Source organism: Pseudomonas sp. CFBP 8770 (genome assembly GCF_014841705.1).
Classification (GTDB): domain Bacteria; phylum Pseudomonadota; class Gammaproteobacteria; order Pseudomonadales; family Pseudomonadaceae; genus Aquipseudomonas.
This window is the reverse complement of sequence record NZ_JACYUL010000004.1, coordinates 296,841-318,371: the sequence shown is the minus strand read 5'-3', so window position 1 is coordinate 318,371 and position 21,531 is coordinate 296,841. Positions and strand designations below refer to the sequence as shown.

Sequence of the window (21,531 nt, the reverse complement as noted above, 5' to 3'; positions counted from 1 at the left end):
TTTCGCCAGCCCTGCCTACAAAAACCACACCCGCCCGAGGCTTCCGACCTATGCCCGTTCGACCTTCACGCGTCACCGCAATCGCTGCAGCCTGCCTGTTCTCGCTGTCGACGCAGGCCGCCGAACTGCCTGCCGCCGATCTCTACAAACAGGCCCAGGCCGAACAACCCAGCTACCTGGAAACGGTCAAGGAACTGGTCTCGGTGGACACCGGCACCGGCCAGGAAAAAGGCCTGGCCACGGTCAGCGCGCTGCTGGTCAAGCGCCTCAAGGAGTTGGGCGCCACGGTCCAGACCACTCCGGCCACGCCGTCGGTGGGCGACAACATCGTCGGCACCTTCAAGGGCAGCGGCAGCAAGAATTTCCTGCTCATGGTCCACTACGACACGGTATTCCTGCCGGGCACCGCCGCCAAGCGTCCGTTCCGCACCGACGAGGCGCGTGCCTACGGCCCCGGCGTGGCCGATGCCAAGGGCGGTGTGGCGATGATCCTGCACGCGTTGAAACTGCTCAAGGCCCAAGGCTTCGACGGCTACGGCACGCTCACCGTGCTGTTCAACCCGGACGAGGAAATGGGCTCGGCTGGCTCGAAGAAAATCATCGCCGAACTGGCTGCCCAGAACGATTATGTCTTTTCCTACGAGCCGCCGAACAAGGACGCAGTGACCACCGCCACCAATGGCATCAACGGCCTGATCCTGGAAGTCAAAGGGCGCTCGTCCCACGCTGGCTCAGCGCCTGAAGAAGGTCGCAATGCGCTCACCGAACTGGCCCATCAGTTGGTCCAGCTCAAAGACCTGGGCGATCCCGACAAGGGCACCACCGTGAACTGGACCATGGCCAAGGCGGGCGAGAAGCGCAACATCATTCCGGCCCTGGCGACGGCCGAAGCCGACATGCGCTATTCGGACATCGAAGAAACCGACCGCGTGCTTGCGCAAGGCCAGCGTCTGATCCGCAAGCAATTGATCGACGACACCCAGGTCAGTCTGCGTCTGGAGAAAGGTCGGCCGCCGCTGGCCAAGAACAGTGGCTCAGAGCAACTGGCCGGGGTAGCGCAAAAAGCTTATGCGGCGATCGACAAATCCATCGAGCCGATCGCCATGCGCTTCGGTACCGATGCCGGCTATGCCTACGTGCCCGGCAGCGACAAGCCTGCGGTGCTGGAAACCATGGGCGTGGTAGGGGCAGGGTTGCATGCCGATGACGAATACATCGAACTGGGCAGCATCGCGCCGCGGCTGTATCTGACCTTGTCGATGATTCGCACGCTGTCGGTACCTTGAGCCGGCGCAGTGCTGGCGCCCGGGCCAGGCGCCGGCACTGCCACCCCAACTTGCTCAACCCCCGGCGAGCCCCGTACTCTGAGGTCCTCACACCGACCATGGAGCGCGCCCTATGAACACTGCAGTGCCGGGCATGGGCCCCGTCAAGGCCGTCATCTTCGACATGGATGGCTTGTTGCTGAATACCGAGGGCATCTACACCGAAGTCACGCAGATGATTGCCGAGCGTTACGGCAAGGTCTTCGACTGGAGCGTCAAGCAGAACACCATCGGCCTGGGGGCCAATGACCTCTCGACCTATATCGTCGAGACATTGGGCTTGCCGCTGACGCCCGCTGAATTCATCGAAGCGCGTGCGCCGCTGATGGCCGAGCGTTTTCCCCATGCGCAGGCGATGGCCGGCGCCGAGGCGCTGGTGCGGCATCTGAAGGCGCACAACATTCCGATCGCCGTGGGTACCAGTTCGTCTCGCGGGCACTTTGCGATGAAAACCACTCTGCATCAGGAGTGGTTTGCGCTGTTCGACACGGTTGTCACCGCCGATGACCCAGAGGTGGGTGCGGCCAAGCCTGCGCCTGATATCTTCCTGGTGGCGGCCAAGCGTCTGGGGGTAGAGCCTAGGGATTGTCTGGTATTCGAAGACTCGCCCTTCGGCGTCACCGCCGCCAAAGCCGCCGGGATGTTCGCGGTGGCCGTACCGGATGCCGCTATGGCGCCGGAGCGCTATCACCATGCCGACGATCGTCTGCAAAGCCTGCTGGGCTTCGATCCCGCCCAATGGGGGCTGCCGGCTCACTTGGTGTAGCGATACTCGCCGTGGGAGCGGTCATCGGCCGCGAAGGCCTCACCGCGGTTCATCAGACACACCGCATCGCCCTTTTCGCGGCCATTGACCGCTCCCACAGTGCACTTCACCCCTGTGGGAGCGGGCTCTGCCCGCGAAGGCCCCGTTGCCGTCCTCAAACGTCCAGCAAAGCCCCCAACTCCCGCTCCAGCTCCTCGGGGTCACCCAGGTTGAGCTCGATCAACCGACGCAGATGGCTGATCGACTCCAGACCGATATGGGTGCACACGAAACCCAGTTGCCCATGATCGTCATGGGCCAGCTTGACCTCCATCACCACATCCTCCTGCGGCCCCAGCTTCACATCCACATTGAAGGGTTTGCTGGCATCACCCAGCCAAGGGGACGGCTTTTCAATCAGCAGCCCCTTCAACGACAGATCGAGCAGCTTGACCGGCCAGCGCTCGGTGCCTTGGCGCAGTTCGGTCTTGGCATCGAAGGCGATGCGCTTGAAGCGCCGGCGTTCGGTATGGGTTTGCGTCATGATCGGGTCCTCGAGTTTTGCTGGACTATAGCGCAGAGACTCAAAGCCAGCGGCGAACCCGTCGACAATACTGGCGATAAGTCTCCCCAAACAGCCCTTCCAGCTGGATTTCGTCAGGCCGGATCACCAGCCAGTTCATCAGGTACAGCAACACCGGAAGCAACAGCCACGGCCACAGGCTGCCCATCAGCAACGACAGCGCCACGTAGGCCAGGGTGTCACCCAGATTGATCGGGTTGCGCGACAGCGCGAACGGCCCGTCGCGCAGCAATTCGTGAGGCGCGTCGAAATTGCTGGTCGCCGTGTGCTGTCGTTTGAAACGCAGCATGGCCCAGAAGGAAAGGCTCTGGCCGAGGATGATCAACGCCGCCGCCGTGGCGGCGGTCCAACTGTTGACCGGCAGCCCAACAGGCAGTGCATAGCTCAGGGCCATGGCCACGGCGATGAACGCCAGATACAGCAGTGGTGGGGGCAGGGCGGCTTGGACAGGTGGCTTGGGCATGGGTCGACTCGCTTGGGACACCTTTATTGCGACCCGTGCAGGGGGTGAGTGTTCCGCCGCGCCCCGACCTTGCGCCCCGCGCCGCTCTAGACCAACGTGGGGATGGCCATCGGGCAAAAAATCGCTAGACTCGGTAAGGCTGACACTCATCCACTGAGCTGGAAACAATAATATGAAAAACAATAGCAGTGCGTTCCGCCACGTTCCGTGGCTGATCGTGGCGATCATTGGTGCCTGTGCCCTGGGCGTCGTTGCACTTCGCCGCGGTGAAGCAATCAATGCGTTATGGATCGTCGTCGCGGCAGTGGCCATCTACCTGGTTGCCTACCGCTACTACAGCCTGTTCATTGCCAACCACGTCATGCAGCTCGACCCGCGCCGGGCCACGCCTGCGGTGCTCAACAACGACGGTCTGGACTACGTACCGACCAACAAGCACATTCTTTTCGGTCACCACTTCGCAGCCATTGCCGGTGCCGGCCCTCTGGTCGGGCCGGTGCTCGCTGCGCAGATGGGCTATCTGCCCGGCACGCTGTGGCTGATTGCTGGCGTGGTCCTGGCCGGCGCAGTGCAGGACTTCATGGTGCTGTTCCTGTCCACGCGCCGCAACGGCCGCTCGCTGGGCGACATGGTACGCGAGGAAATGGGCCGCATTCCCGGCACCATTGCCCTGTTCGGTTGCTTCCTGATCATGATCATCATCCTCGCGGTGCTGGCGCTGATCGTGGTCAAGGCACTTGCCGAAAGCCCGTGGGGCATCTTCACGGTCATGGCCACCATCCCCATCGCGATGTTCATGGGCGTGTACATGCGCTACATCCGCCCGGGCCGCATCGGTGAAATCTCCATCATCGGCGTGTTCCTGCTGTTGCTCTCGATCTGGCTGGGTGGCCAGGTGGCGGCCGATCCGGTCTGGGCCAAGGCCTTCACCTTCACCGGCATTCAGATCACCTGGATGCTGGTAGGCTATGGCTTCGTCGCTGCCGTGCTGCCTGTGTGGCTGATCCTGGCACCGCGCGACTACCTCTCCACCTTCCTCAAGATCGGTACCATCATCGCCCTTGCCATCGGCATCCTGGTGACCATGCCTGAACTGAAGATGCCCGCGCTGACCCAGTTCACCGACGGCACCGGCCCGGTATGGAAGGGCGGTCTATTCCCGTTCCTGTTCATCACCATCGCCTGCGGCGCGGTGTCCGGTTTCCATGCGCTGATTTCCTCGGGCACCACGCCCAAGCTGCTGGACAACGAAACCAACGCCCGCTACATCGGCTACGGTGCCATGTTGATGGAATCGTTCGTGGCGATCATGGCCATGGTTGCCGCTTCGGTCATCGAACCGGGCGTCTACTTCGCCATGAACAGCCCGGCCGCAGTGGTCGGTACCGACGTGGTCGCAGTGGCAACGGCGGTCAGCAGTTGGGGCTTTGCCATTACCCCGGAAGCGTTGCAGGCGGTGGCCCATGACATCGGCGAAACCACCATCCTGGCGCGTGCCGGCGGTGCACCGACGCTGGCCGTGGGTATCGCGCAGATCCTGCACTCGGTGCTGCCGGGTGAAAACACCATGGCTTTCTGGTACCACTTCGCAATCCTGTTCGAGGCGTTGTTCATCCTGACCGCCGTGGACGCCGGCACCCGTGCCGGACGTTTCATGCTGCAGGACCTGCTCGGTTCGTTCGTCCCGGCGCTCAAACGCACCGAGTCGTGGACCGCCAACGTCATCGCCACTGCTGGTTGCGTGGCCCTGTGGGGCTGGTTGCTGTACCAGGGCGTGATCGATCCGCTGGGTGGTATCAATACCCTGTGGCCGCTGTTCGGCATCTCCAACCAGATGCTGGCCGGTATTGCCCTGATGCTCGCCACCGTCGTGCTGATCAAGATGAAGCGTCAGCGCTATATCTGGGTCACCATGCTGCCCGCCGTATGGTTGCTGATCTGCACCACGACGGCAGGCTTCATCAAGCTGTTCGACGCCAACCCTGCAGTCGGCTTCCTCGCGCTGGCCAAGAAGTACAGCGACGCGTTGGCCCAGGGCCAGGTCATTGCACCGGCCAAGAGCGTCGAGCAGATGCAACACGTGATCTTCAATGCCTACACCAACGCAACCCTGACCGTACTGTTCCTGCTGGTGGTCTTCAGCATCCTGTTCTTCGCCTTGAAGGTCGGCGTCGCCGCCTGGGGCAAGAAGGAGCGTACCGACAAGGAAGCACCGTTCCAGCCGTTCCCCAATGCGTGATGATCGAGGGCTGCCGCCATGTTCAATGACTTGAGCAAGTTGGGAAAATACCTGGGACAGGCGGCACGCCTGATGGTGGGCATGCCGGACTACGACAACTACGTCGAGCACATGCAGACCAAGCACCCGGACAAGCCGATGATGGACTATGAGGCGTTCTTCCGTGAACGCCAGGAAGCCAGGTACGGCGGCAAGGGTGGGCCCAAGTGTTGTTGAGGTATGCCATCTCGTAGAGATGTGTCGTGAGTGATGGCCCTTTCGCGGCCACTGGCCGCTCCTACAAGTGATTGATTATCCCTGTAGGAGCGACCAGTGGCCGCGAAGAGGCCATTTGCATTTAGAAACTCCTGGAGTTCATGAACTTGTCCGAAGCCGCCCCCCCGATTCCCGTCACCATCCTCAGCGGCTTTCTCGGCGCCGGCAAGACCACCTTGCTGCGCCACATGCTCAAAGCCGAACACGGCCTGAAAATCGCCGTGATCGAGAACGAATTCAGCGACGCCGGCATCGACACCCAGCTGCTGGGCGACGAGCCGGTGCAAATCATGACGCTAGCCAACGGCTGCGTCTGCTGCACCATCCACACCGACCTGACCAAGGCGCTGTACCTGTTGCTCGAACGCCTGGACAGCGGCGAGATCGCCTTCGACCGACTGGTCATCGAGTGCACGGGCCTGGCCGACCCAGCGCCTGTCGCCCAGACTTTTTTCATCGATGAGGAGCTGCGCGAGCGCTACATCCTGGACGGCATTCTGACCTTGGTGGACGCTGCCCATGCCGGCATTCATCTGGCCCAGACCATCGCCCAGGCGCAGGTCGGGTTCGCCGATCGCCTGTTGATCAGCAAGACCGATCTGGTGCCACCGACGGTGCTGGAAGAACTCAGCGAGCGCCTGACCCGCATCAACCGTCGGGCACCGATTCGAGTGGTCGAGCACGGCCGTATCGATTTAGCGGAACTGCTCGATGTGCGGGGCTTCAATCTCAATGCAGGCCTGGCGTTGCGCCCGGTCAACCAGGGTCCCAGCGTCGACCGCATCGCCAGCCTGGTGCTGCGCACCGACAAGCCGCTGGACATCGACCGGCTCAGCACCTTCATGAATGAACTGCTGGAAGAGCACGGCAAACAACTGCTGCGCTACAAGGGCGTTTTGAATATCGCAGGGGAAGATCGACGCCTGGTGTTCCAAGGCGTGCTGAAACTCTACGGGTTCGATTGGGACACCGAATGGGCCGAGGGGGAGGTGCGCGAAAGCGTGATGGTGTTCATCGCCGATGATCTACCCGAAGCCAAGATCCGCGCCGGATTCGAAACCCTCTAAAGCCTGCGCCGGCCTTATCGCGGGCAGAGCCCGCTCCCACAGGGATCTCCAGCACGACAACGATCCCTGTGGGAGCGGGCTCTGCCCGCGATAGGGCCGCCCTGACACATAAAAAAGCCCGACTCAATGAGCCGGGCTTTTTCACATCAAGGCACAGCTATCAGTCGGCATACACCGGCAGCTTCGCGCAGATAGCCTTGACCTTCTCGCGCACGGCTTCGATCACCGCGTCGTTGTTCAGGTCCGCCAGAATGTCGCAGATCCAGCCGGCCAGCTCCTGGCACTCGGCTTCCTTGAAACCACGGGTGGTCACTGCCGGCGTACCAAAGCGCAGGCCCGATGTGACGAACGGCGAGCGTGGGTCATTCGGCACCGAGTTCTTGTTGACGGTGATGAATGCCTTGCCCAGCGCGGCATCGGCGTCTTTGCCGGAAATGTCCTGCTTGATCAGCGACAGCAGGAACAGATGGTTCTCGGTACCACCGGACACCACGTCGAAACCACGGTCGATGAACACCTTGGCCATTGCCTTGGCGTTCTTCACGACCTGCTGCTGGTAGGTCTTGAATTCAGGCTGCAGCGCTTCCTTGAAACACACGGCCTTGGCAGCGATGACGTGCTCCAGCGGGCCGCCCTGGGCGCCCGGGAAGACTGCCGAGTTGAGCTTCTTCTCGATCTCGGCGTTGGCACGCGCCAGGATCAAGCCGCCGCGGGGACCGCGCAGGGTCTTGTGGGTGGTGGTGGTGACCACATCGGCGAACGGTACCGGATTCGGGTACACGCCAGCGGCAACCAAACCTGCCACGTGGGCCATATCGACGAACAGATAGGCACCGACCTTGTCGGCGATCTCACGGAAGCGCGGGAAGTCGAGGATCTGCGAGTAGGCGGAGAAACCGGCCACGATCATCTTCGGCTTGTGCTCGACGGCCAGGCGCTCGACTTCGTCGTAGTCGATCAGGCCTTGGGCATCGATGCCGTACTGAACGGCGTTGTACAGCTTGCCCGACGACGAAACGCTGGCGCCGTGGGTCAGGTGACCGCCGTGGGCCAGGCTCATGCCCAGGATGGTATCGCCTGCCTGCAGCAGGGCGAGGTAGACCGCGCTGTTGGCTTGCGAGCCGGCGTGCGGCTGGACGTTGGCGTAGTCGGCGCCGAACAGTTGCTTGGCGCGATCGATGGCCAGCTGCTCGACCACGTCGACGTACTCGCAGCCACCGTAGTAACGCTTGCCTGGATAGCCTTCGGCGTACTTGTTGGTCAGCACCGAGCCCTGGGCTTCCATGACAGCGGGGCTGGTGTAGTTTTCCGAGGCGATCAGCTCGATGTGCTCTTCCTGACGCAGGGCTTCTTGCTCCATGGCGGCAAAGAGATCGGCGTCGTACTTGGCGAGTGTCTGGCTACGGCTGAACATGGCGGTCCTCAAGGATCGGGATGTTGGGAAAGGCGAGCATTCTACCCCATCGGCTTTTATCTGGCATATGAAAGGCAGTCACTGCGTGAACAAGCAGGCCTCATGTCCACCGGCACCTCGGCACCCCGTAGGAGCGGTCATTGGCCGCAAACCTGTGTGGGAGCAACCCGCGACCGCGAAACATCTGTGGGAGCGGTCAGCGGCCGCGAAAGTCGCGCTGCGGTTCCACTGATCTACCGCAGGGCGCCCTTCGCGGCCACTGACCGCTCCCACAATCAGGGAGAATCACTGAAACAGGAACAGCGCGTCGTTACTGAACTGCGACTCGAAGCGGTGGGCCTGCATCGGTCGGCCGAACAGGTAGCCCTGAACCTCGTCACAGCCATGCTCGCGCAGGAACTCCAACTGCTCGTGGGTCTCCACTCCTTCGGCGATCACCGACAGATTGAGGCTGTGCGCCATGGCGATGATAGCCCGGGCTATCTGCGCATCCTGCTCGCCGGAGGGCAGACCATCGACGAAGGTACGGTCGATCTTCAGTACGTCGATGGGGAATTGCTTGAGGTAGTTGAGCGATGAATAACCCGTGCCGAAATCGTCGATGGCGATACTCAGGCCGAGGTTCTTCAAGATGTCGAGAATCACCATGGCCTCGTTGACCTCGCGCATCAGGATGCTCTCGGTCAGCTCGAGCTCCAGGCACGCCGGTGGCAGGCCGATGTGTTCCAGCATGCGGGCAATCCGCTTGCCCAACTGGCCGTCGGCGAACTGCCGCGCGGAGATGTTCACCGACACCTTGGGCACCCGTACCTTGGCCAAGTGCCAAGCCTTGAGCTGACGGCACGCCTCGGCCAGCACCCAGTCGCCCACGTCCACCACCAGACCGAGCTCCTCGAGCACCGGAATGAACTCGCCCGGCGGCACCAGGCCGCGCCGTGGGTGGTTCCAGCGCAACAGTGCCTCGGCACCGGTCAGGCGCTTGCCGTCGCCGCTGAACTGCGGCTGGTAGTACAGCACGAATTCCTCTTGCTCCAGGGCATGGCGCAAGTCGCTTTCCAGCTCCAGACGCTCCAGCGCCGTGGCGTTCATGTCGGCCTGATAGAACTGGAAATTGTTCTTGCCGCGCTCCTTGGCGTGGTACATCGCGGTGTCGGCGTTCTTCATCAATTGGCTGAGCTCGCCGCCATCCTGGGGGCTCAAGGCAATGCCCACACTCGCCGTGACGAAGAACTCGCGGCCTTCGAGCACGAACGGTTTGACCAGGCTGCCGAGAATCTGCTCCGCCACATGGATGGCCTGGTTCAAGGCCAGCTCACGGGTGGCGCGGGGTTGCAGCAGCAGGGTGAATTCATCGCCGCCCATGCGCGCCACGGTGTCATCGTCGTCGACACAACCCAGCAGGCGCGTGGCCATGTCCTTGAGCATGCGGTCGCCAGCGGCATGGCCGAGCGAATCGTTGATCGGCTTGAAGCGGTCGAGGTCGAGGAACATCAGCACCACCCACGACTGCTGGCGTTCGGCCTGCTGCAGGGCGTTGTACAGCCGGTCCTGAAACAGCGTGCGGTTGGGCAGGTGGGTCAGCGCATCGTAGTAGGCCAGGCGATGAATACGCTGTTCGCTGGCCTTGCGCTCGCTGATGTCGCTGAAGAAGCACACGTAGCTGGCCAGATCGCCTTCGTCATCGAGCACCGCGGTGATGCCGACCCAGGCTGGGTAGTGCTCGCCATTGCGCCGCTTGAGCCAGACCTCGCCTTCCCAGGTGCCACGCAGCTGCAGTTGCTTGAGCACGTAGCGCAGGTGGGCTTCCTGCTGGTCATCCACGGTCAGCATGTTCGGCAGTTGGTCCAGCACCTGGGCCACGGCATAACCACTGACCCGGCTGAAGGCTTCGTTGGCCTGCACGATGTAGCCCGCCGGATCGGTGATGAGAATCGCCGACGTCGAATGCTCGAACACCGTGGCAGCCATGCGCAGATCCTTCTCCGCGCGGCGCTGCTGGCTGATGTCGCGACCCACGCCGAGCATGCCTTCCAGAGCCCCTTGCGCATCCCAGATCAACACTAGGCGCAGCTCGATGGGAATCTTGCGGCCATCGTTGCGCATGCAGTCAAACATGAAGACCTGGGTCTTGAGATCGCTGCGCAGGGCAGCCAGCTCGGCCGGCACGTGCAGCGCCCGACGAACCTGCGCCAGCAGCGCATTGATCCCCGTCATCTGCGCGGGGTTGGCCAGCATGCCCTGCCAACCGTGCTCCAGCACCCAGTCTGCCTCGTAGCCCAGCACGCTCTGCACCGAGGGGCTGACGTAGTTGAGTTCCAAGCGGTTGTTGGTCGAGAAGATCACGTCGCTGATGCTCTCGGCGAGCATGCGGTGGCGCTTTTCGCTCTGGCGCAGCGATTCGCTCGCCGTTCTGTGGCTGGTGATGTCGGTGATGCTGAGAATGACTGCACGGTAGTCCTCGGCGTGCTCGGGAAAGCGCACGGTCAGCCACAGGTACTGATCGTGGCCCTGCTGGTTGACCAGGCGGATCTCCAGCTCCAGTTGCTGTTGGCGCTCCAGCAGCGCAGTGATCAAACGGTGTCCGATGCCGGTGGCCGAGCCGCCTTCGATAAGCTTGCGCCACGCCTGTTCGCCGGTATCCACCTGCAGCACCCGCAAGGCAACCTGGTTCACTTCGGTTACGCGCAATGCCTGCAACAGGTCGTGGCGCATGGCCGGGTTGTCCTGCAGCCACTGTGCAGAGTCGGTGTGCCCGTTGAGCCCGACCCGCTCGAAGAACGCCAGGACGCCCGACAGATCGAGCACGCACAGCGCCACTCCGGCGCCTTCGAAGATGTCCTGATAGCGGCGACGCTCTTCGTTGAGTTCGCGCTGGCGGCGGCGCATGCCCAACAGCGCAAGCAACGGTACCAATGACACCAGAAGGCCCAACAGGCACTTGCCCAGCAAGGGCGGCAAGAGCGCCAGGCGCGCCTGCCCGGCATCGAACAGGCTGCGCAATTGCCAGTCGCTATGGCTCAGCGGGGTCACCAGCACACTCTGTTCAAGCTCGGTGGCGCTGAGTTCGGAGGCAGCGAACGGGGCAGGGCCGGCGCGGCCAATGATGTGCTTGTCTGCGTGATTTTCCAGGACCCAGCTGGGGTTCTCCTCGCGCTCGACCTGGTGGATGAGGCGGCTGATGACGATCGGGCTCATGCGCAGCAGCCAATAGCCATTGGTGTTTTCGCCAGGCTGACGGATCAGCAGATAGACCAGGTCTGCGGCTGTGTTGTTGGTGTAGTAGTGGCTATCACCATCCAGGCGACCTGCCAGTAGCGCAATGAACGGCGCGTCGCTCGCGTCCGGCAGGGTGTCGGCGATAACCCGCGCATCGCCGCTGAGCCAGGCCAGGCTTTGCAGTTCGGGCACCGAGTGGCGGACGCGAGCGAGCGTTTCGGCGCGTTCCCGCGCACTGGGGAAGGGCTGAGTCGTGAGCAGCTGGTTCAGCGCGATCTGCGCATTGAGCGCCATGTTCAGGTTGACGTGATCGGCCAGGTCAGCGCTGTAGTCGATGCTGTGCTGGCGCTGATCGGCCTGGGTGCGCTGGAACTGGTCGAGCAGTTGCCAGAACAGCAGCGCCAGCAGCATCAGAACCACGAATGCCAGTGCGCCTTTCAACGAACCGTGCAGCGGCGTACCTGACCCTTGGACGGGCGGGCGCAAGGAGGACGGCTGATTGAAATTGGTCAAACTGAAATCCTGCGATATGACAGTCGGGGGCAGGCATAGGCGCGGGCCCTACCAAAGGGCACGTGAATCATGCGTGTTACACCTCGCACTATAAGCGCTAGCGCCCAAGGCCGGCTAGCGCAGCGTAAAGCCACCGTGCTGCGCCTGACACACCGCATCCACCGCCGACGCGGCTTGCGCCGCTGCTACAGCGCTCGCGGCGCTTCCGGACGTTCGTTCTCGCCACGATCCGCCTGGCACACCGCGTCACCGGGCGCGCGCTGGTTTGCCCTGACTCCCGCATTCCGGTAGCTTTGAACACCTTGCGGGGGCCCAAGCTTCCATCCTCTATCTCGCACCTTCTTTATCCAGGTTCATTCCATGGCTCAATACGTCTACACCATGCATCGGCTGAGCAAAGTCGTTCCGCCGAAGCGGGAAATCCTCAAGAACATCTCCCTGTCCTTTTTCCCCGGCGCCAAGATCGGCGTGCTCGGCCTGAACGGCTCGGGCAAATCCACGTTGTTGAAGATCATGGCCGGTGTCGACAAGGAATTCGACGGCGAAGCCCGCCCGATGCCCGAGCTCAACGTTGGCTACCTGCCTCAGGAACCACAGCTCGATCCGACCAAGACCGTACGCGAAGTGGTCGAGGAAGCGGTCAGTGTGATCAAGGACGCCCAGGCTCGTCTAGACGAGGTCTACGCCGCCTACGCCGAACCGGACGCCGACTTCGACAAGCTGGCTGCCGAACAGGCCAAGCTCGAGTCCATCCTCCAGGCCAGCGACGGCCACAACCTGGAACGGCAACTGGAGGTCGCTGCCGACGCTCTGCGCCTGCCGGCCTGGGATGCCAAGATCGAGCACCTGTCCGGTGGTGAGAAACGCCGCGTGGCCCTGTGCCGCCTGCTGCTCTCGGCCCCTGACATGCTGTTGCTAGACGAACCGACCAACCACCTGGATGCCGATTCCGTCGCCTGGCTGGAGCACTTCCTGCACGACTTCCCCGGCACCGTGGTCGCCATCACCCACGACCGTTACTTCCTCGACAACGTCGCCGGCTGGATCCTGGAGCTCGACCGCGGCGCCGGCATTCCGTACGAAGGCAACTACTCGGGCTGGCTCGAAGCCAAGTCCGATCGCCTGGCTGCCGAATCCAAGCAACAGTCGGCTCACGAAAAAGCCATGAAAGAAGAACTGGAATGGGTGCGCAAAGGCGCCAAGGCCCGTCAGTCGAAATCCAAGGCGCGCCTGCAGCGTTTCGAAGAAATGCAGTCGCAGGAATTCCAGAAGCGTTCGGAAACCAACGAGATCTACATCCCGGCCGGTCCGCGCCTGGGTGACAAGGTCATCGAATTCAAGAACGTCACCAAGGGCTACGGTGACCGTGTGCTGATCGACAACCTGTCGTTCGCCATGCCCAAAGGCGCCATCGTCGGCGTGATTGGCGGTAACGGTGCCGGTAAATCCACCCTGTTCCGCATGCTCATGGGCAAGGAACAGCCGGATTCGGGCAGCATCGAAGTGGGCGAAACCGTGCAGCTGGCGTGCGTCGATCAAAGCCGCGACGACCTGGACGGCAGCAAGACCGTGTTCCAGCAGGTCTCCGACGGTTCGGACAATATCCGCATCGGCAACTATGAAATCCCGTCACGCACCTACGTGGGCCGCTTCAACTTCAAGGGCGGCGATCAGCAGAAGTTCGTCAAGGACCTCTCCGGCGGTGAACGCGGTCGCCTGCACCTGGCGCTGACGCTGAAGGAGGGCGGTAACGTCCTGCTGCTCGACGAACCGTCCAACGACCTCGACGTGGAAACCCTGCGTTCGCTCGAAGAAGCCCTGCTGGACTTCCCCGGCGCGGCCATCGTGATCTCTCACGATCGCTGGTTCCTCGACCGCGTGGCCACGCACATCCTGGCCTACGAGGACGACTCCCAAGCCGTGTTCTTCGAAGGTAACTACACCGAGTACGAAGCCGATCGCAAGAAGCGCCTGGGTGAAGCGGCTGCCCAGCCGCACCGGGTTCGCCACAAGAAGCTGGCATAAATGAAAAATGGGGCCCTCTTAGCAGGGCCCCATTTTTTTGTGCAGTGCAGGGGATGTAGGCTGGAGAACGGCGCCGGTGTGTCGCTCAAGGGCCCGTCTGGATACCTGTGACTTCCACGGTCAGGTCACCCGCAGGCCGACGCCATACACGCTCTTCACCCACCTCCGCACCCAGCAGCGCGCGACCCAGCGGCGAAGCCCAGTTGATCAAGCCAACGCCGGCGTCTGCCTGGTCCTCACCGACCAGACACACGCGCTGTTCGGCGCCCTGCTCGTCGGCAAAGGTCACCCAGCTGCCGATCTGTACCTTGGCGGTCGAGGTAACCGGTGCCACCACCTGGGCATGTTGCAGGCGGTGCTGGTAGTAGCGCATGTCCCGGCTCAGGTCGGCCACACGCTGACGGTCGGCACGCTCACCCATCGCCATTTGCTCGGCCTGCAGTATCTGCACTTCAGCGACCCGCGCCTGCAACTGGGCCAGGCCACTGGCGGTCACGTAGTTGGGCTGCGTACTGATCAGTCGCTCTACAGGTTGGCTCGCCTGCTCAGCAGCCTGGTCTTCATTCACGAATGCACGGCTCATGGTCTTCCTCCCTTGAGGGGCGGTACAACTCGCCCAGCTTGCTGTAGGGGAGCCGAGATGTATCAACCTGGAGGCTGTACGTGGATCGCGGTCAAGCCCTACTCCTACAAGAACGGATGCTTGTAGAAGATTGGGCCGCAAAACCGCATCAGAGTTGCATAAGCCGTATCCAACCGGTTCAGCTGAATCGAACGGGGCCGCGAGATCGCTGAAGATTGCAGCTGCGTTCATAACCGATCAGTAGTGGTACCACTTCACCTCGAGCATGACTTCGTTGCGCGGCGAACTCAAATGGCTGAACTCGCGCTGGGCGCTCAGGCGCAACCCCAAGTTGCGGGAAACTTCCCACTGCTGATTCAGACTCAGGCTGCGGCGCACTTCGCCATTGGTGAAGTAGTCACCCTTGCCCTCCAGGCTGAAATTACCCAAGGCGTTCTTCCACAGCACACCGCTGTTGAAACCCGCCGCCGGTGTGACGAACTGGGCAAAGTCATTGTTGTGTTCCACCCGCGCCGTCCCCAAGGCAAAGCCCAGCAGGTGCTCGCTCAGCTGCCATGTACCGCCGGCACCGCCGTTCACATGGGACACCAGATTCTCGTCGCCATGCTTGCCCAGTACCCGTTCCAGGCCGCCGGTCACCTGCCAGGACAGGGGTTGCAACAGTTCATTGCGCGGCGTCAGCGAACGGATCGTGGCCAGGTCAAGTTGCTGCAATTGCCAGTCATTGCCTTCGTACTGACGCACTTTCAAGCCCAGGATCTCGATCTGCGCGCCCAGCGGAAAGCCCTCGGCGTTGTCATTGAGGTCGTGATAGGCCATGCGCAGCCCGTACTCGGCAAACGCGGTATCACCGCGGGTACCCACCCCCGCGCTCCAGGTGCGTGACTGATGGCCATCCTCGGGCAAGCCCGGCCGGTCGATATCCAGCGGTGGCGGGGGATTGCGATTGATCGCGCGCAGCAACTGGAAACTGCGCTGGGTCCTTGCCGGATCGCGCTCCTGGCCGGTGGCCCGATAGCGCTCGAGGCGAAACGCGGCATCCTGGATCAGCGCCTGCCGTTCCTTGCCCAGCGCCTGAAAACCTTCACTGTCGATCTGCGCCGTGTCGGCAGCGATCCGCTGTACCCACTGCTGCTCGCTGCTGTCCAGCGGCTTGGCACGTTCGAGCAGCTCGCGCTCGCGAGATGCGCGATAGTCGATTTTCTCGACCAGCCCGGCAGCCTTCACTGCCTTCACCGTGTCGGTGGGAATGGCCGTCAGGGGGAACTGCGAGGTCAGGTCCAGTCCTGGCCTGGCCACCTGAAGCAGTTCGAGCAGACGGTACGAGCAGTTTTCATCGAAGAAGAAATAGTCGAACTGCACCTGCTTGAGTTCCCACACGTGCTCGACCATGCGCCCGGTTTCTTCCGGCGTGAGGTTGAGCCGGTACTCCCACAGGTCGCGGTTTTCCAGGCTGCGGTATTCGGAAAGCTTTTCCTGGTAGGGCACCAAGGCGAACAAGCCGGGATAGCCGCCGGCCAGGCCCTTCCAGGCGTAGAGAATGCTGTTGTCACCGCCTTCGACATAGGCGCCGAAGTTGATCGCATAGCTGAGCAATGCGGTGTTGTTGCTTTGCACATCGGCCTGATCGATGCGCAGCAAGGTATGCCCGAACATCGACGAAGGGCTGTTCAGGTACGCCGCCGGGAAGATCAGCACCGCGCTGTGGGGCGCCACGTCCGAGAACCACTTGCGGAACTCGGCGCACTCCACGGTCGGCAGGTCGTTCAGCCCGAGCTGCTCGCGCAACCAGCGGGTACGCGCTGGAAACACGCACTGCGCATGCCGGTCGCCGGTACCTGCGGGTGCATAGATAGCCTTCAGCGTGGCCTGCAGCTCGGCATCCGGATGGTGCGCGCCATCATCGGCGAGGAAGAATTTGCGGTCATCGACATAGCTGCGCCAGCCGCCGAGCTTGCCGCGCTCGTAGTGGCCGACGGAAATCCAGTAAGGATCGTTGGCCAACTGTTGCAGACGCTGAGCGTCGAGGTGCGGAGCGGCATGCAGCGGGGCGCACACACAGAGCGCCAGGAAGGCAAGGCGTTTGAGCATTGTCGGCAACTAGTTCGGCGAAATCGGAAGGGGGAGATGCCCGCTCCGAAAGGAGCGGGCGGGTCGAGCTTAAGCCTGGGTGGCGTATTTGGCCAGACGTGGATCGTTTTTCAGGACCGCGATGGTGTTGCTGTGCACGTCTTCAGCGGTGCTGTCGGCGCTGCTGAAGATCTGCTGGAAGTGCTCGTGGGTAACCGACTGGAAGTAGGCACGGTCTTCGGGAGCGACGCCCAGAACCACGGCGTAGGTGGTCAGTGCTTCGCCTTGGCCCTTGGCCATGTCTTCGGACAGCTCGTCCATCATGCCATTCATGGCAATCCAGGATTTACCGCCATAGGTCAGTGCAGCGTTGGTGGAGCAGCCGTTGGTGCCCGAGGTCATGCCGAAGGTGGCGTTGCCCGAAGTGCCGTTGGTGGTGGAAGCCAGGAAGTGCGCCGGAGTGCCGCGCTGGCCTTCGAACAACATGTTGCCCCAACCGCAATCCGGACCGCCGGGCGCTTGCGCCATGGCGTTGATCGAGACGGCGGCGAACAGAGTACCCAGCAGAATCCGTTTCATAGCGTTGTTCTCTTTTTTGATGTGCTTACCAAGGGTCTAAGTGCCTGGGGATCCAGGACGGGCCGGTTATTTGGCCAGCCGCGTAACTTGGAGTTTAGGCAAGCGTTGCAGTTCCGCACGAAATGAGTAACTTGCAGCCTTCAGCGTCCAGCCCCGCTGCAGCTTGCACCGTCGCCACAGAAGCGCCCAGAATGACCGCATCTGCCCCACCGAAGTAAGGATGCCCGATGCCCGATTCCGTAGCTGCCAGCCTGCGTCTTGCACCCGAGGCACTGACCCGCCCGTTTTCCGCTGAACAGTTCAACTTCACCACCACCAACGACCTGGAACCCTTCCGCGGCGTCCTGGGCCAGGAACGCGCCGTCGAGGCCTTGCAGTTCGGCGTCGCCATGCCACGCCCCGGTTACAACGTATTCGTCATGGGCGAGCCTGGCACCGGCCGCTTCTCGTTCGTCAAACGCTACCTGAAGGCCGAGGGCAAGCGCCTGCAGACCCCGGCCGACTGGGTCTACGTGAACAACTTCGATGAGCCGCGCGAACCCCGTGCCCTCGAACTGCCGCCCGGCAGTGCAGGGGCCTTCATCGGCGACATCGGAATGCTTATCGACAATCTGCTGGCGACGTTTCCAGCGGTGTTCGAGCATCCGTCCTACCAGCAGCGCAAGAGCGCCATCGACCGCGCCTTCAATCAGCGCTACGACCGCGCACTGGATGTGATCGAAAAGCTTTCGCTGGAAAAAGACATCGCGTTGTACCGCGACAGCAGCAACATCGCCTTCACCCCGATGCTCGACGGCAAGGCCCTGGATGAAGCCGAGTTCGCCCAGTTGCCCGAGGCTGACCGCGAGCGCTTCCATACCGACATCTCCAATCTGGAAGAGCGTCTCAACGAGGAGCTGGCCAGCCTGCCGCAGTGGAAACGCGAGTCGAGCAACCAGTTGCGTCACCTCAACGAAGAAACCATCACCCTGGCCCTGCAGCCATTGCTCGCGCCGCTGTCGGAAAAATATGCCGAGAATGCTGCGGTGTGCGGCTACCTGCAGGCCATTCAGGTCAATCTGCTCAAGACCGTGGTCGAACAGCTGGTCGATGACAGCAAGGCCGATGCCCAGGCCCGCAAGCTGCTGGAAGAGCAGTACAGCCCCAGCCTGGTGGTCGGTCATCACCAGAGCGGTGGCGCGCCGGTGGTGTTCGAACCACACCCGACCTACGACAACCTGTTCGGTCGCATCGAGTACAGCACCGATCAGGGCGCGCTCTACACCACCTACAAACAGTTGCGCCCCGGTGCGCTGCATCGGGCCAACGGTGGCTTCCTGATCCTGGAAGCCGAAAAGATGCTGAGCGAGCCCTTCGTCTGGGACGCGCTCAAGCGCGCCTTGCAGTCGCGCAAGCTGAAGATGGAATCGCCACTGGGCGAGTTCGGCCGGTTGGCCACCGTCACGCTGACGCCGCAGATGATTCCCCTGCAGGTCAAGGTCATCATCATCGGTGCTCGCCAGTTGTACTACGCGCTGCAGGATCACGATCCCGACTTCCAGGAGATGTTCCGCGTACTGGTGGACTTCGACGAAGACATCCCCATGGTCGACGAGAGCCTGGAGCAGTTCGCCCAACTGCTGAAGACGCGTACCTCGGAGGAGGGCATGGCGCCGCTGACCGGTGACGCCGTCGCGCGCCTGGCCACCTACAGTGCGCGTCTGGCGGAAAACCAGGGGCGGCTGTCGGCACGCATCGGCGATTTGTTCCAGCTGGTCAGCGAGGCGGACTTCATCCGCCACCTGGCCAACGAAGAACGTACCGACGCCGGCCACATCGAGCGTGCGCTCAAGGCCAAGGCCACGCGCACCGGCCGGGTTTCGGCGCGCATCCTCGATGACATGCTGGCGGGCATCATCCTGATCGACACCAGCGGCGCCGCGGTCGGCAAGTGCAACGGCCTGACGGTGCTGGAAGTGGGCGACTCGGCGTTCGGCGTGCCAGCGCGCATCTCGGCCACGGTGTATCCGGGCGGCAGCGGCATCGTCGACATCGAACGCGAGGTCAACCTGGGCCAGCCGATTCACTCCAAGGGGGTGATGATTCTCACCGGTTACCTGGGCAGTCGCTACGCACAGGAATTTCCCCTGGCCATTTCCGCCAGCATCGCCCTGGAGCAATCCTACGGATACGTGGATGGCGACAGTGCGTCGCTGGGCGAGGCCTGCACCTTGATCTCGGCGCTCTCGAAAATGCCGCTCAAGCAGTGCTTCGCGATCACCGGTTCCATCAACCAGTTCGGCGAAGTCCAGGCGGTAGGCGGAGTCAATGAAAAGATCGAGGGTTTCTTCCGCTTGTGCGAGGCCCGCGGCCTGACTGGCGAGCAGGGTGCGATCATTCCGCAGGCCAACGTGGCCACCTTGATGCTCGACGAAAAGGTCCTGCAGGCGGTCCGTGAGGGCAAGTTCCATGTCTATGCCGTGCGCCAGGCGGACGAGGCGTTGAGCCTGCTGGCCGGTGAGCCAGCCGGCGAGCCCGACGAGAATGGCGCGTTTCCCGAGGGCAGCATCAATGCCCGCGTCGTGGAGCGACTGCGGGTGATCGCTGAAATGATCAGCGAGGATGACCTCAAGGAAGCCGAGAAAGAGCACGCGCTGGAAGAACTGGTCGAGGTCCGGCCAACGGTGTAGGTGCTCGCGGGGCCACCCAGCGCGGGTCGGCCCCTCTGCAGCGTCGTGCAGGTGTCACCCGGCCAGGGGGGCGCCATCAATTATAGGAAACTGACCTCTGCGAGCGGCATGCGGCTGCGACACACCGTCGCACGTCGTGCTTTGCCATGGCCGTGGCTATAATCGTCGCCAATTTCCACCACCCTGTGAGCCTCAATGGAACGCTTCATCGAAAAAACCATGTACGCCTCGCGCTGGTTGCTGGCGCCGATCTACGTTGGCCTGTCCTTGGGTCTGCTGGCGCTGGCGCTGAAATTCTTCCAGGAAATCTTCCACGTCCTGCCCAACATCTTCGCCATGGCCGAATCGGAAGTGATTCTGGTGCTGCTTTCGCTCATCGACATGGCGCTGGTTGGCGGCCTTCTGGTGATGGTGATGATTTCCGGCTATGAAAACTTCGTGTCTCAGCTGGACATCGAAGAAGGCGTCGAGAAGCTCAGTTGGCTGGGCAAGATGGACTCCTCTTCCCTGAAGATGAAAGTCGCCGCGTCGATCGTGGCCATTTCGTCCATCCATTTGCTGCGTGTGTTCATGGATGCCAAGAACATCGAGCCGCAGTACCTCATGTGGTACGTGATCATCCACATGACCTTCGTCATTTCGGCGTTCGCCATGGGCTACCTGGACAAGCTGACCAAGCACTGATTGCACCTGTAGCGTGGGCGCACACGGCCCGGCCTGCTGAAGTGCGGGCCTGCAGTGTGCTAGTCTGCTGGCCCTTTTATCCGGGCGCGCCCTTCATCCCCGCATGAAGATTGCGGCGCGGCCCCGCAGCGGAGCAGTGTTATGTCCGAAGTACAATTGTCGACCGACGAAACCCGCGTCAGCTATGGCATTGGCCGTCAACTGGGCGGCCAACTGCGCGACAACCCACCACCTGGCGTCAGCCTGGAAGCCATCCTGGTCGGCCTGACCGATGCCTTCCGTGGCCATGAAAGCCGTGTGAGCGAAGAAGAGCTGAACGCCAGCTTCAAGGTGATCCGCGACATCATGCAGGCCGAGCAGCAGGCCAAAGCCGAAGCTGCGGCCGGCGAAGGCAAGGCGTACCTGGCTGAAAATGCCAAGCGTGCCGAAATCACCACCACCGCCAGCGGTCTGCAGTACGAAGTGCTGAGCACAGGCGAAGGCAGCAAGCCGGCCGGTGACAGCACCGTGCGCGTTCACTACCACGGCACCCTGACCGATGGCACCGTGTTCGACAGCTCCTACAACCGTGGCGAGCCGGCCGAATTCCCGGTCAACGGCGTGATCGCTGGCTGGACCGAAGCCCTGCAATTGATGCCTGCCGGCAGCAAGTGGCGTGTCCACGTACCGAGCGAACTGGCCTACGGCGCCCAAGGCGTCGGCAGCATTCCGCCGCACAGCGTGCTGGTATTCGACGTGGAACTGCTCGAAGTCCTGTAACCCGCCAGTGGAAACGCGATCCCTGTAGCAGCGGCGCAAACCGCGTCCGGCCTCACCGCGTGCGTCCAGATACACCGCACCCACCGCCGACGCGGCTCGCGCCGCTGCTACAGGTGGCCGGCATCTACCGCCGACGCGGCTTGCGGCGCTGGTACAGGTGCCCCGCATCTACCGCCGACGCGGCTTGCTGCGCTGGTACAGGTGTCCCGCATCTACCGCCGACGCGGCTTGCGCCGCTGCTACAGGTGCCCGGCATCTACCGCTGACGCGGCTTGCGCCGTTGCTACAGGTGCCCGGCATCTACCGCTGACGCGGCTTGCGCCGCTGCTACAGGTGCATTGC

The 21,531-nt window shown here is 62.5% G+C and carries 15 protein-coding genes and 1 pseudogene; 9 read left to right on the top strand and 7 right to left on the bottom strand.

The window, feature by feature from the left end:
* Nucleotides 1–50: 50 nt before the first annotated feature.
* Both IFT98_RS11145 and IFT98_RS11140 read left to right on the top strand, forming a co-directional pair.
* Nucleotides 51–1,286: a M20/M25/M40 family metallo-hydrolase gene (locus IFT98_RS11145; protein WP_192048646.1), complete on the top strand. Its 1,236-nt coding sequence runs from the start codon at nt 51–53 to the stop codon at nt 1,284–1,286.
* A gap of 112 nt (nt 1,287–1,398) precedes the next feature.
* Nucleotides 1,399–2,091 (top strand): HAD-IA family hydrolase, encoded by a 693-nt coding sequence (locus IFT98_RS11140; RefSeq protein WP_192048645.1) that lies wholly within the window; start codon nt 1,399–1,401, stop codon nt 2,089–2,091.
* Between the two features lie 154 nt (nt 2,092–2,245).
* Here IFT98_RS11140 and IFT98_RS11135 read toward each other — a convergent pair whose 3' ends face one another.
* On the bottom strand, nt 2,246–2,614 hold the full coding sequence (locus IFT98_RS11135; protein WP_192048643.1) for a PilZ domain-containing protein: 369 nt from the start codon (nt 2,612–2,614) through the stop codon (nt 2,246–2,248).
* A 40-nt stretch (nt 2,615–2,654) separates the two neighbouring features.
* A complete protein-coding gene (locus IFT98_RS11130) occupies nt 2,655–3,116 on the bottom strand; it encodes a methyltransferase family protein (protein WP_122715095.1) in 462 nt (153 codons plus the stop codon).
* Between the two features lie 172 nt (nt 3,117–3,288).
* On the opposite strand from IFT98_RS11130, the gene IFT98_RS11125 reads away from it, so the two are divergent.
* The 3 genes from IFT98_RS11125 (at nt 3,289) to yjiA (ending at nt 6,677) form a co-directional block, all read left to right on the top strand.
* Nucleotides 3,289–5,355 (top strand): carbon starvation CstA family protein, encoded by a 2,067-nt coding sequence (locus IFT98_RS11125; protein WP_122715096.1) that lies wholly within the window; start codon nt 3,289–3,291, stop codon nt 5,353–5,355.
* A gap of 18 nt (nt 5,356–5,373) precedes the next feature.
* Complete coding sequence (locus IFT98_RS11120) at nt 5,374–5,571, top strand: YbdD/YjiX family protein (RefSeq protein ID WP_043192786.1); 198 nt, start codon at nt 5,374–5,376, stop codon at nt 5,569–5,571.
* A gap of 140 nt (nt 5,572–5,711) precedes the next feature.
* Nucleotides 5,712–6,677, top strand: a complete 966-nt coding sequence (gene yjiA, locus IFT98_RS11115) for a GTPase (RefSeq protein ID WP_192048642.1) — start codon at nt 5,712–5,714, stop codon at nt 6,675–6,677.
* A 160-nt stretch (nt 6,678–6,837) separates the two neighbouring features.
* Here the strand turns inward: yjiA and glyA are convergent, their stop codons facing one another.
* Together glyA and IFT98_RS11105 are read right to left on the bottom strand one after the other, a co-directional pair.
* Entirely contained in the window at nt 6,838–8,091 is a 1,254-nt protein-coding gene (gene glyA / locus IFT98_RS11110) for a serine hydroxymethyltransferase (RefSeq protein WP_192048641.1), read from the bottom strand.
* Between the two features lie 285 nt (nt 8,092–8,376).
* Nucleotides 8,377–10,992, bottom strand: a pseudogene (locus IFT98_RS11105) (sensor domain-containing protein); the annotation flags it as partial.
* A gap of 1,188 nt (nt 10,993–12,180) precedes the next feature.
* Between IFT98_RS11105 and ettA the strand changes: the two are divergent.
* On the top strand, nt 12,181–13,845 hold the full coding sequence (ettA, locus tag IFT98_RS11100; RefSeq protein WP_122475355.1) for an energy-dependent translational throttle protein EttA: 1,665 nt from the start codon (nt 12,181–12,183) through the stop codon (nt 13,843–13,845).
* Between the two features lie 85 nt (nt 13,846–13,930).
* On the opposite strand, the gene IFT98_RS11095 is transcribed toward ettA, so the two are convergent.
* The 3 genes from IFT98_RS11095 to IFT98_RS11085 form a co-directional block, all read right to left on the bottom strand.
* Nucleotides 13,931–14,428 carry a GreA/GreB family elongation factor gene (locus IFT98_RS11095; protein WP_122795398.1) on the bottom strand — a complete coding sequence of 166 codons (498 nt, stop codon included), beginning with the start codon at nt 14,426–14,428 and terminating at the stop codon, nt 13,931–13,933.
* A 237-nt stretch (nt 14,429–14,665) separates the two neighbouring features.
* A complete protein-coding gene (locus tag IFT98_RS11090) occupies nt 14,666–16,519 on the bottom strand; it encodes an Lnb N-terminal periplasmic domain-containing protein (RefSeq protein WP_185795203.1) in 1,854 nt (617 codons plus the stop codon).
* 69 nt (nt 16,520–16,588) lie between these two features.
* Nucleotides 16,589–17,077, bottom strand: coding sequence for a DUF3015 domain-containing protein (locus tag IFT98_RS11085; RefSeq protein WP_043192793.1), 489 nt, complete (start codon nt 17,075–17,077; stop codon nt 16,589–16,591).
* 227 nt (nt 17,078–17,304) lie between these two features.
* On the opposite strand from IFT98_RS11085, the gene IFT98_RS11080 reads away from it, so the two are divergent.
* The 3 genes from IFT98_RS11080 (at nt 17,305) to IFT98_RS11070 (ending at nt 21,189) form a co-directional block, all read left to right on the top strand.
* Nucleotides 17,305–19,746 (top strand): Lon protease family protein, encoded by a 2,442-nt coding sequence (locus IFT98_RS11080; protein WP_192048639.1) that lies wholly within the window; start codon nt 17,305–17,307, stop codon nt 19,744–19,746.
* Nucleotides 19,747–19,941: 195 nt separating this feature from the next.
* Nucleotides 19,942–20,430 (top strand): TIGR00645 family protein, encoded by a 489-nt coding sequence (locus IFT98_RS11075; protein ID WP_043192796.1) that lies wholly within the window; start codon nt 19,942–19,944, stop codon nt 20,428–20,430.
* Nucleotides 20,431–20,571: 141 nt separating this feature from the next.
* Nucleotides 20,572–21,189, top strand: coding sequence for an FKBP-type peptidyl-prolyl cis-trans isomerase (locus IFT98_RS11070; protein WP_122475340.1), 618 nt, complete (start codon nt 20,572–20,574; stop codon nt 21,187–21,189).
* Nucleotides 21,190–21,531 lie beyond the last annotated feature (342 nt).